This is a genomic window from Chroococcidiopsis thermalis PCC 7203, from assembly GCF_000317125.1.
Classification (GTDB): domain Bacteria; phylum Cyanobacteriota; class Cyanobacteriia; order Cyanobacteriales; family Chroococcidiopsidaceae; genus Chroococcidiopsis; species Chroococcidiopsis thermalis.
Genome location: NC_019695.1, coordinates 2,577,548 through 2,589,505, shown reverse-complemented (window position 1 = coordinate 2,589,505; position 11,958 = coordinate 2,577,548). Strand labels below are relative to the sequence as shown.

General features: G+C 46.6%; 11 protein-coding genes. 10 read left to right on the top strand and 1 reads right to left on the bottom strand.

All coding sequences use genetic code 11. The features are described from left to right. Positions 1–56: 56 nt before the first annotated feature. From CHRO_RS11345 to CHRO_RS33350, 10 genes are all read left to right on the top strand, one after another. On the top strand, positions 57–992 hold the full coding sequence (locus CHRO_RS11345) for an alpha/beta fold hydrolase (protein WP_015154349.1): 936 nt from the start codon (positions 57–59) through the stop codon (positions 990–992). Between the two features lie 190 nt (positions 993–1,182). Continuing rightward, on the top strand, positions 1,183–1,845 hold the full coding sequence (locus CHRO_RS11340) for a TIGR00266 family protein (RefSeq protein ID WP_015154348.1): 663 nt from the start codon (positions 1,183–1,185) through the stop codon (positions 1,843–1,845). Positions 1,846–1,908: 63 nt separating this feature from the next. After that, complete coding sequence (locus CHRO_RS11335; RefSeq protein WP_015154347.1) at positions 1,909–2,586, top strand: TIGR00266 family protein; 678 nt, start codon at positions 1,909–1,911, stop codon at positions 2,584–2,586. Between the two features lie 91 nt (positions 2,587–2,677). After that, the gene (locus tag CHRO_RS11330) at positions 2,678–3,370 is read left to right on the top strand and encodes a TIGR00266 family protein (protein WP_015154346.1); all 693 of its coding nucleotides are present in this window, start codon (positions 2,678–2,680) and stop codon (positions 3,368–3,370) included. Further along, positions 3,367–3,567, top strand: coding sequence for a hypothetical protein (locus CHRO_RS32065; protein WP_181824316.1), 201 nt, complete (start codon positions 3,367–3,369; stop codon positions 3,565–3,567). Before CHRO_RS11330 ends, CHRO_RS32065 begins: the two co-directional genes overlap by 4 nt. Before the next feature lie 95 nt (positions 3,568–3,662). Then, positions 3,663–4,139, top strand: coding sequence for a chemotaxis protein CheW (locus CHRO_RS11325; protein ID WP_015154345.1), 477 nt, complete (start codon positions 3,663–3,665; stop codon positions 4,137–4,139). 59 nt (positions 4,140–4,198) lie between these two features. Continuing rightward, positions 4,199–7,195, top strand: a complete 2,997-nt coding sequence (locus CHRO_RS11320; protein ID WP_181824315.1) for a methyl-accepting chemotaxis protein — start codon at positions 4,199–4,201, stop codon at positions 7,193–7,195. Next, entirely contained in the window at positions 7,158–7,352 is a 195-nt protein-coding gene (locus CHRO_RS11315) for a hypothetical protein (protein ID WP_041462439.1), read from the top strand. Before CHRO_RS11320 ends, CHRO_RS11315 begins: the two co-directional genes overlap by 38 nt. Beyond that, positions 7,339–10,158, top strand: coding sequence for a hybrid sensor histidine kinase/response regulator (locus CHRO_RS11310; protein ID WP_015154343.1), 2,820 nt, complete (start codon positions 7,339–7,341; stop codon positions 10,156–10,158). Before CHRO_RS11315 ends, CHRO_RS11310 begins: the two co-directional genes overlap by 14 nt. Positions 10,159–10,553: 395 nt before the next feature. Beyond that, positions 10,554–10,886, top strand: coding sequence for a hypothetical protein (locus tag CHRO_RS33350; RefSeq protein WP_071925433.1), 333 nt, complete (start codon positions 10,554–10,556; stop codon positions 10,884–10,886). On the opposite strand, the gene CHRO_RS11305 is transcribed toward CHRO_RS33350, so the two are convergent. Further along, on the bottom strand, positions 10,778–11,956 hold the full coding sequence (locus CHRO_RS11305) for a glycosyltransferase (protein ID WP_051033345.1): 1,179 nt from the start codon (positions 11,954–11,956) through the stop codon (positions 10,778–10,780). The two genes, CHRO_RS33350 and CHRO_RS11305, sit on opposite strands and share 109 nt — an antisense overlap. Positions 11,957–11,958 lie beyond the last annotated feature (2 nt).

Genomic DNA, 11,958 nt, shown 5'->3' with positions numbered 1-11,958 from the left:
CAATTACCAATTCCCTCTAAATTAAAATTAGTAATGTTACTTAACATTACTAAATCGTGCAAACAACAACAGCTGCTACAACCTCGGTTCCTGGTAAGTATTGGCAGTGGCGCGGGCATTCGATTTACTATGTCAAGGCGGGAACGCCCCATCCTCAGCGCCCACCTTTACTATTAGTACATGGATTTGGTGCTTCTACCGACCACTGGCGCAAAAATATTGCCGAACTGCAAAAGGATTTTCAAGTCTACGCGATCGATCTGATTGGTTTCGGACGCTCCGCCAAAGCTAAACTGCAATATAGCGGTGACTTGTGGCGCGACCAACTGCATGATTTTATCACCGAAGTTATCGAACAGCCTGCGGTACTGGCGGGTAATTCATTAGGTGGATATGCGAGTTTGTGCGTTGCTGCCCAGCGTCCAGATGCCGCAGCAGGGTTAGTATTATTGAATAGTGCCGGTCCTTTTAGCGAAGAACAGCCTAGCGTTGAATCAGAATCAGTGCAAACTGAAGTTCAACCACCACGCCAGCCGGACTTATGGCAAAAATTCTTCGGAGATGTAACCAAGTGGACTTTTCAGCAGCCTTGGGCGCGGTTTCTGTTATTTCAGTACATTCGCCAACCGTGGGTAATTCGGCAAACTTTAGAGAAAGTCTATCTTGATAAAAGTGCCATTACAGACCAATTAGTAGAAGATATTTATCGTCCGGCGTGCGATCCTGGTGCAGTAGATGTGTTTGCCTCGGTTTTCAGCACTCCTCAAGGGGAAAAAGTTGATATATTGCTACAACAATTGACTTGCCCGTTACTGTTATTGTGGGGTGAGGGCGACCCGTGGATGAATGCCAGAGGGCGAAGTCCAAAGTTTCGTCAATATTATCCACAATTGCGAGAATACTTCTTGAAAGCAGGTCATTGTCCTCATGATGAAGTTCCCGAACAGGTGAATTCATTGCTGCGGGAGTGGATATTATCGATTTCTACGTGAATTTGGTAATTGGTAATATTTTTTAGGGTGCGTTGATTAATGCACCCTACCAATTTTGAATTTTGTGCATTACCCTTCAGCACAGATAGTAAACAATTTAGCAAAATCTTATTAATTCTTCAAATAAACTGGACGATCGCTCATTTTCTGCTCCATATTAAGTGCATTATCGAGAGTAGGAATTAGGGCTTTGAAATACGATATTCGCTACAAACCAGCCTTTGCTGCTATTTTCGTCACGCTCGATCCTGGGGAGAGTATTACTGCTGAAGCTGGGGCAATGACGAGTATGGATGCGCAGTTATCAATCCAAACTAAATTTTCTGGTGGTTTAATTCCTGCCTTACTGAAAAAGTTTTTGGGTGGCGAATCGTTATTCGTTAATACTTTTACCAATCGGACTCAACAATCCCTTAGATTAGTTTTAACTCAATCCACAATTGGCGATATTGGCAGACTTGATTTGAGTCAGGGAGATATTTGCTTGCAACCAGGAGCATTTGTCGCCCATAGTGCAGGGGTGAAAATGGGCTTACAATGGGCAGGAATTAAAAGTTGGTTGGCAGGCGAAGGATTATTTAAACTGAAACTCAGTGGTAGTGGTAGGGCATTTTTTGGCTGCTATGGCGGGATTACAAAAAAGCAGATTCAAGGAGAATTTATTGTCGATAGCGGACATTTAGTTGCCTACGAACCAAAAATTAAAATGAGCATTGGCTTAGCTGGTGGCTTAGTTGGTTCCGTCACCTCTGGCGAAGGATTAGTCAATCGTCTTGCTGGTACGGGCGATATTTATTTACAATCTCGCAGTATTGATGGATTAGTTAGATATTTGCGATCGCAAGTTAAGTAGTCAGTTGTCATTGTCATTTGTGAGTAGCTAATTTTGACTTTTAACTTTTAACTTTTGACTTCTATGAACATAGATATTTTACATCAACCCGATAGCGCGATCGCTCATATTAGGATGAGTGCTGGCGAGGAGTTAGTGGCGGAAGCAGGCAGTATGATTGCTATGAGTAGTTATATCAATGCTAGTACTACCCTCAGACAAGGAAAAAGTGGTGGCATTCTGGGCGGACTTAAACGAATGATGGCGGGAGAGTCTTTATTTTTGAGTATATTTCGTTCTCCCACACATGACGGTGAAGTCTTTTTAGCCCCTAAATTAATGGGCGATATTTTGATTTATCAAATGTCATCATTTGGGCTAGTTGTTCAAGCAAGTTCTTATTTAGCTAGCGAAGCAAATGTCGATATTAACGTCGGGTTTCAAGGCTTTAGATCGTTCTTTTCAGGAGAATCAATTTTTTGGTTGGACATAGGCGGTTCCGGTCAAGTTATCCTAACATCTTTTGGAGCAATTTACGAAATTCTTGTTGATGGCGAGTATATCGTTGACACTGGGCATATTGTTGCTTTTGAAAAAAGTTTAAATTTTAGCATTACAAAAGTTGGCTCTAGTTTAATTGGAGCATTTTTAGGTGGAGAAGGATTAGCCTGTCGCTTTCAAGGTAAAGGCAGATTATTTTGCCAAACTCACAATGCTAATGCTTTCGGTCAAATAGTTGGCTCGCAATTACCTGCAAAATGAGGGAGCAGAGGGGCAGAGGGGCAGAGGGCAGAGGGAGCAATTACCAATTACCAATTACCAATTACCAATTACCAATTACCAATTACCAATTATGAATATCACTTATAAAATCGAACATTCTCCTGCTTATGCTTCTTTGCAACTCGATTTGAGGGCAAATGAAACTGTGTTGGTCGAATCTGGGGCAATGGCGGCGATGGACTCTTGGATAAAAATGAAGTCCAAAATGAAAGGGGGATTGATGAAAGGAATAGGCAGAATGGTAGGAGGCGAGTCTTTATTTATGAGCGAATTTACCGCTGAAGGACGAGCCGGACAGCTACTGCTTTCCCCTGGAGTGCCAGGAGATATTCAGCATTATTATCTAGATGGTAACGGTTTAATGCTGCAATCTTCGGGATTTGTTGCAGCTAGTCATACAGTGGAAATCGACCCTTCATTTCAAGGATTTAGAGGTTTTTTTAGCGGTGAGTCTTTATTTTTGTTACGAGTTACTGGTAAGGGCGATCTTTGGTTTAGCTCCTATGGTGCAATTATTGAGATTCCTGTAGAAGGCGATTACGTAGTGGATACAGGTTACGTGGTTGCTTTTGAAGATTCACTCAGTTACCACGTAGAGATGATTGGTGGTCTATCATTTAAGAATCTGAGAACGGGAATTTTAGGCGGGGAAGGATTGGTTTGTCGCTTCCGAGGGAAAGGAAAGCTTTGGATTCAATCTCGTCAGATGTATAATTTACTCAATTTTTTAGACGCTTTTCGTCCCACTAAGAGTAGCGATTGAATTTAAGGGAGCCGGGGAAGAGAGCTGAGGGAGCTGAGGAAGTTGAGGGAGCTGAGGAAGCTGAGGGGACAAGGGGGACAAGGAGAACAAGGGAGACAAGGGGGACAATTCTGGTTCCACCAGCCACCAGTCACAATTCAATCCCACACCACGCACCACGCACCACGCACCACGCACCACATCTTAATGAAATATAAATTTTGTCCCCAAAAAGACTGATGGTGTTATGCTAAATGCCAAAATCGATAGATCTTCGGTTAGGCAAGCTCAGCCAAATTAATTGCGATCGCGAATGAATTCAGCAGAAATAGAAACCCGTCCAGGTGAAAGATATTTAAAATTTTATCTGGCAGAACAAATTCCTGCTATTTTGGCAATGGAGTACGTGCAAGAGGTATTAATGATACCGGCACGGAGAATCACCCCTATGCCCAATATGCCTGAGTGTGTAGTCGGTTTGCTGAACCACCGCAATCGGGTATTGTGGGTAGTCGATTTGGCTCAGATCCTCAGCTTGCAGCCGCTCGACCATAATATCTCGCAATATAACGTCATTTTAATTCAAGCCCAGCAGATGACTTTGGGGTTGCTCGTACCAGAAGTTAATGGGGTAAAATACTTTACTCCAGACTTGGTTCAATCCTCGAAAGAGCTGGTAACATCAGCATTAATTCCTTTCCTTCATGGCTGTATCGTCCAGGAACAAGAGTTAATACTCGTAGTCAATGCAGAAGCAATTTTACTTGCCCCCGCTCTGTACAGGAAATAGCTTTGATGTTGAAATGATTGGTGTTTGGCGGAATTGCTCTTACTGGAGACGCTGAGTTTATGAATATACGCTCTAAGAAAGAACCGAGGCAAGACACGGCAGGAGAAGATCGCAAAACTGGTATGAATCGTCAAGCAGATCGCACTCAAGAGCCGGAGTCTGGTTTAAGCAAAAGTCATACCAACCCGCTGACGATCGCTGCCGGACAAACTACAGTGCCTCACGGCGTTAACTCAGTCAAGCGTCCTCCCTCCAAGTCGCGTTCGTGGTGGTGGCAGCGGATCGGCTTGAGAGCCAAAGCTACGCTTGGGGCGATCGCGGTTAGCACGATTCCGATCGTTCTTTTAGGAGCAACCGCCTATCACCTCACCAGTAGTAATATTACTCAGAATATCAGACAGCAACAGCAAGTGAGAGTTGCATCTTTCGCCGATCGCTTAGATCGATTTTTAATCGGACGCTACCAGGACGTACAAACCCTGGCAAGTATGACGCTATTCAATCGCCCTTATATTCGGCGATCGCTACCAGAAGCAGAAAGACAAGCATTTTTAGACCAATACATTAAGAACGGTCAAGGCTACGACAGTATCATCCTGCTGGATCTTGACGGCGATGTCGTGATGCAATCGACTGGAGATGTCATTCAAAACTACAACAAAATCGACTACTTTCAGGCAGCCCTGAAGGGCGATCGCCCAGTCATTACGCCGCCGCGTAAATCTATCGCTACGGGACAGTACTCGATTTTTACCGCTGCACCAGTCAAAGATCCCGATACGGGACAAACAATTGGCGTAGTCCGTACCCGCACTCCTGTAGCGTATTTCGATCGCAGCGTGCAACAGCAAGATCGGCAGCTGACCAAAAATATTCCTGGCTTGCAGATTGAGGAGTTCCTGGCTTTCAACGAGCGCGGTACGATCTTCATCGCCCCAGCATCGTATCCCGAATACTTGGGTAAAGATGTCAAAGCAATTTTTCCCCAGGCAGTTACGCAACTGCAAAAATCGTCAACCCTGGGTAGTACATACGATATAAACCGCCAGCAACAACAAGAATATTTGCTATCTTATGCGCCGTTACCAGCAATTAAAGAATTAGCCAAACTGAACTGGGGAGTGGCGATCGCTCAACCTAGTGACGAGCTATTTGCCGACATTCGCGGCGGGTTGCTGCTCACTTTTATGGGAGCAACGGGATTGACCACATTACTGGCAGCAGCGATCGCGACAATTCTAGTCAACCGCGCCCTGCGCCCGATCGTCACCGTTTCTCGCGCCGTGCGCAAACTAGGACAAGGCAAACTCGACACTCGCGTTCCGGTGACAGGCGAAGATGAAGTCGGGGTGTTAGCGGCAAATATCAACCGCATGGCGGAACAACTGCAAACCCAACTCGAACAACAGCAAAGCACTGTCGAAAGAGCCAATTTACTCACCGATCTAACCTTGCAAATTCGGCAGTCGCTTAACTTTCAAGATATTTTAGTTACTGCCGTGAGGGAAGTGCGGCGCGTCCTGAAAACAGAGCGCGTTGTCGTTTATTGCTTCGATCCTGACTGGCAGGGAAAAATTATTGCCGAGTCAGTAGCCCCTGGTTGGCAACAGTTAGTCGGGCAAACAATAGATGATAGCTGCTTTCGGGAAGGTTACGCCCAACAGTATCGCGAAGGTAGAGTGCGGGCGATCGACAATATTTATCAAGCTGGACTGGCAGCTTGTCATGTCAAACAGTTAGAAAAATTTGAAGTTAAGGCTACGTTAGTTGCGCCGCTGATTCGCGATCGCGAATTGTTAGGTTTACTCATTGCCCATCAATGTTCTAAATCGCGGATCTGGCAGCAAGCGGATATCGATTTATTTACCCAGTTAGCAACTCAAATTGGCTTTGCCCTCGATCAAGCTCATCTTTTAGAACAGGTAGAAGCTTCTCGCCAAAAAGCTGAAACGATTTCCCTCGACCAAAGACAACAAAAAGAAATTTTGCAGCAAAAACTCGTACAGTTGCTAGCCCAAATTGAAGGCACGGCAAGGGGAGATTTGACAGTCAGGGCAAACACAACCACTGGAGAAATCGGTACGGTAGCAGAATTTTTCAACGCCATTATCGAAAGCCTCAGACAATTAGTCGTGCAGGTGAAAAAAGCGGCAACACAAGTGAATATTTCGGTAGACGAAAACGCAGGCGCAATCCGCCAACTCGCCGACGAAGCACTCAAACAAGCCCAGGATATCGATCGCACCCTAGACTCAGTACAGCGCATGACTCATTCGATTCAAGCTGTAGCAGCTAGCGCCGATCGCGCCGCCGAAGTTGCTAGCATTGCTTTTAGCACGGCAGAGACTGGTGGCAAAGCAATGGATCGCACGGTACAGAGTATTTTGAGTTTGCGCGATACAGTGACAACAACCGCAATGCAAGCCAAGCAGTTAGGCGAATCGACTCAACAGATCTCTAAAGTCGTATCTTTAATCAATCACATCGCCCTGCAAACCAATGTTTTAGCCATTAATGCTAGCATCGAAGCCGGACGCGCCGGAGAAGCCGGACGGGGATTTACTGTCGTGGCAGAAGAAATCGGGCAACTCGCCGCCAAATCAGCCGCAGCCACGCAGGAAATCGAACAAATTGTCGAGAATATTCAAATGGAAACGAGCCATGTCGTGCGGACGATGGAAATCGGCAACCAGCAGGCGATCGCAGGCGCGAATTTTGTGGAAGATTCCAAACAAAGTTTGGGACGAATTTTAGAAGAATCGCATCAAATTTATCAATTGGTGCAATCGATTTCGCGTGCCACGATTTCCCAAGTCGAGACAGCACAAATGGTTACGGAATTGATGCAAGAAATTGCTGGTGTATCGGCAGGATCTTCCGAATACTCCCGTCAAATCTCCAATTCCCTACAACGCACCGTAGAAGTTGCCCAACAACTGCAAGTTTCAGTTGGCAAGTTTAAAGTTGGCGACGAAATGCGGGAATTGGGCAGGAAGAAAGCTGAAATAGTTGACGAGGATGAGACAGTTAAGGGAGAAGAGAGCTGGGGAGGATAAGGGAGACAAGGGAGACAAGGGAGACAAGGGAGACAAGGGAGAAGTCAAAATTTACCTCTTGCCTCTTACCAACAACCAACAACCAACAACTATCAACCATCAACCATCAACCATCAACCATCAACTAACCACTCCTCACCAAAATGTCTCAGGATAAAGAACGTGAAATTCAGCTCCAGTTTTTAGAAGAAGCCCAAGACCATTTGGATGCGATCGAGTCAAAGCTAATTGGAGTTAGCAGTCGTGTAGAACTGACGCGGCAAGAAGTCGATGCGATGCTGCGATCGGCACACTCGATTAAGGGTGGAGCGGCAATGATGGAATTTTCAACTCTGAGTCATTTAGCTCATCGCCTGGAAAACTTTTTTAAAGTCATCAGAACTCAGAAGCAGATTCAGCCAGAAGTGGAAAGGTTACTGTTGAGCGCTGTGGATTGTTTGCGCCACGTCGTCACGACAAATCGTCAGACAAACGTTGTAGACGAGCAATGGCAAACGAGTCAAGTTCAACCGTTATTCGAGCAGTTGCAACAAATACTGGGAGAACCAAGGGAAGAACAGGAAACAGTTACACCTCTGTCACCGCAGCAGGGATTAGAAACGATCCAAATGCTGTTTGAATCGGAAGTTGATGCTTATTTGCAGCAGCTAGAGACGATTTTGGCGCAAGAGGATAAGTCTAACTTGGGCGCAGAAGTTGTGACGATCGCCCAAGATTTAAGCGATTTAGGGGAAGTGCTAGAGCTACCAGAGTTTAACAGTTTGTGTAGCTCCGTAAAACAGCTATTAGCAACTCAACCCACACGGGAGGAAGAGATCGCCCAGGCAGCTTTGCAGGCGTGGCGGCGATCGCAAGCCGCAATTATGGCGGGACAATTACAGGGTTTACCCTCGACGCTCAATTTAGATGGTGTTGTAGAGGAAGTTGTCTCAAGTCCAAGTACTGCCGATCCTGCACCCGTTACAGATGCTAGTCCTGCCAGATTATCATCTCCGCTCGATCTCGCGCCGCCAGCCGAACTGAAGGAGACGCAGGAAAATACCGTTAGAGTTCCGCTCAAACAGCTAGAGCAACTCAACGATCTGTTTGGGGAGTTGACCATAGAACGCAGCGGACTCGACTTACAAATAGAGAGGTTGCGGAACTCCGTCAAAATTCTGGAACGGAAAGTGCGATCGCTGCAACAATCCCATCACCGTCGTCGGACTGCAACACTGCCACCGTCTCCATTTCCATCGGCTTTACCCACGACATCATCTTTATCGGAAGTTGCCTTTTCTCCTGACAGCAGCCAATTGCAGCCGAACACAACCCCGCGATCGCCTCAGCCAATGTCCCCACTGGATAGTGGTAATAATCTAGATGAGACAGCAGACGAGGCTTCGACAGAAGTAATGGCAAACATCGTGCAATTGCAAGAAGTGAGTGGAGATATCGATCTGTGCTTGCAGGAGACAGAGCAAATTGTTGGCGACCTCAACCGCACGGCAAAACAACTGCAATTTTGCATCAACCAACTGCGAATGCGTCCGTTTGCCGATCTGGTCGGGCGGTTTCCTAGAGCCTTGCGAGAATTGGCTTTACAGCACGGAAAAAATGTCGAACTGAAAATTCAAGGTGGCGATACCCCGATCGATCGCAGTATTTTAGAAGCCCTAAGCAACCCGCTGATGCATTTGTTGCGTAATGCCTTCGATCATGGTATAGAAGACCCTGAAACTCGCAAAGCTAGCGGCAAGCCGGAACAAGGTACGATTTCAATTGAAGCAACATATCGGGGCAATCAAGCTCTGATAATCTTTAAAGATGACGGGCGGGGGATTGCGCTCGATAAAGTCAGACAGCGGGCGCAACATCTAGGGCTCGATCGGGAGGCGATCGCCAATGCTAGCGATGAAGAAGTTTTAACCCTGATCTTCGAGCCTGGTTTTAGTACTGCCGATGAAGTCACTTCCTTGTCCGGTCGCGGTGTCGGGATGGATGTCGTCCGCACGAACCTGCGCCAAGTGCGCGGTGACATTAAAGTAGAAACCAAAGCAGGAGTGGGTACGACATTTACGATCGGCGTTCCCCTCACTTTATCGGTGGCACGGGTGCTATTGGTGGAAAGTCGGGGGATACTACTGGCTTTTCCTACCACGGCGATCGAAGAAATGCTCCTGCTCGATGTAGAACAAATATCTACAATCGAAGACAAACCACAACTGCACTGGAAAGAATACTCAGTCCCGCTGATTTATCTGGGCGATTGGCTGAAATTTCGTCGCCTGCAAAACGCTAACGAAGAAAGAACTCAGCCCCTGATGAGCGCACCAACAGTATTATTAATTGCTAATGGTAGCGATTGGGTTGGTTTGCAAGTAGACCGTTGTTGGGGCGAACAGGAAGTTGCCATCCGTCCGGTCGAAGGTAACATTCCCATGCCTCCTGGCTTCAACGGTTGTACGATTTTAGGCGATGGTAAAGTCGTTCCCTTAATTAACACCCCAGAGTTACTTTACTGGATTGCCACTAGCCAACACCCTGCCAGCTTAGAGCCAGAGGATCGCCATCGTGCAGCGGCAGAACTACAAAACCAACGCCCGACAATTTTAGTCGTCGATGACTCGATTAACGTCCGCCGCCTCTTATCTTTGACGCTAGAAAAAGCAGGATATCGAGTCGAACAAGGCAAAGACGGACTGGATGCTTTAGAAAAGTTGATGAGTGGTGCTCAAATTGCTGCCGTAGTTTGCGATATTGACATGCCTCGGCTCGATGGGTACGGTTTCTTAGCTAGGGTGAAATCCAATCCAGCTTTCCAACAGTTACCCATTGTCATGTTGACCTCTCGCAGTGGCATTAAAGAACGTCAACTGGCTTTAAACTTGGGTGCAACCGCCTTTTTCTGTAAGCCTTATGACAAGCAGCAATTGTCAGAAACGCTGGAGCGTTTGATAAATGGGGGGGGAGAAGAGAGCTGAGGAAGCAATTCAAAATTTAAAATTCAAAATTCAAAATTCAAATTTTCCCGACTTCTGTACGGGTGGGTTTTGGAAGAAGAGCGCTCGTCAAAGCCTGTAAATCCTTTGCCAAACCCGCCCCTACCTGTACGGGCGGGTTTTGGACAAAGATTTATTGTCACTAGCCGTGAATATAGCAATCCTATTTGATTCATGAACGTGGAGCAGGCTTCTAGCCTGTCGCAGGCTAGAAGCCTACTTTACAAATCATTTAGAACTGCTATATATCCCTCTTCTGTCAGAGTGGGGTGAAACCTTGATTTTTCGTTGGCTGAAACAACGTAAATGCGTCAAATTTTTCAAGGACAGACCAACCTCTGTCAATTAAGTGAGAACTTGGTTGATAAGTTGACTGGTTGATTTGGGAACCCCGTACCGTCATCTTTGATGCGGTGTCGGGAGGATGTCAGACCAAAGCAGAATTAATCGATCGCGAACGACAGTTCCACGAGGTGCAGCCAGAAGGCATTATTCTCAAGTTTGGTACGGTTGTGGGTTTTGTCGTCGGGGTAATTATTCTCTATCAAGTGCTTTATTCTGATGTCAAAATTTGCATACCTAAAATTCTCCCTTGTCCTCTTTATCGCTTTCTTCTCGACTCCCGACTCCCGACTCCCGACTCCCGACTCCCGACTCCCGCCAAAAGCCGCTCGATTTGCCGATTTATTTCATTTAATTCAAACCGTTGACTGGCTGAAATTTGGGCTTGATGGGCGATCGCACTAGCCATTTCAGACTGCTGGCGGCAAGTATTGATAATTTCTGCTAATTTCTGAGCATCTCCTGGTGGTACGAGCCAACCTGTTTTTCCCGTCTCTACCAGTTCCACTGCACCCCCAGCTTGGCTGGCTACGACTGGACGACCGCAAAGCATAGCTTCGACAATCACGCGCCCGAATGGTTCCGCCGCAATTGATGTGTGGGCAACTAAGTCACAGGCTGCCATTAATGACACGACATCGCTACGAAAGCCTAAAAATTGCACTCTTTGTTCTAGTCCTAACTCGGCAACTTGCTGGTGTAATTGTTGCTTGTAGTCCTGTTCGCCAAATAAAGCATCTCCAACAAATATTGCTGTCACTTCTGGCGGACACTGCGTCAGTGCTTCTAGAAGCACGTGCTGTCCTTTCCACGGTGCGAGTCGGCTGAAATGTCCGACAACAAACTTGCCTTCTAGCCCCAATTCTTGCCTTGTCTGAGCTACGGAATTTTCCTGTCGATACAACTGGGGGGCAAATCCGTTGTAGACAACACGAACGAGTTTGGGATTTCCCCCGGCGGCGAGGAAAGCTTTTTGACTTGCCTGGGAGTTAGCAATGACTAACGAGGCACGATTTGCCAAAGTTACAGCTAAACGCAGGTTAGTGCGGCTAAAATGCTCGGTTGAGAGAATGTCATGTAGGTGATATACCAAAGGGCGGCGACTGAGGAGGGATGCGATCGCTCCTACCACCAGTGCTTTTTGCGTATTGGCGTAGATGATGTCATACTCGCGGGCAATTTTGGCAACGCGGGTAATCAAAGGCAGCAACTGACCCAGGCTACTCGCGCCTTGGAGCAACCCACTGTCTTTACTCACTTGTAGCGATCGCCCAGTTAGCACCTGCACGGGAATTTCGTGCTGTTGGAGTAAATCTTTAAACCCACCATCGGCGAACAAACCAACTAAACAGCGATCGCGATATGGTTTAACAATATCCAACAGACAAAGCTCCGCCCCTCCTGGCTTGCCACTTTGATCGAGGAATAGGATTTTCATAC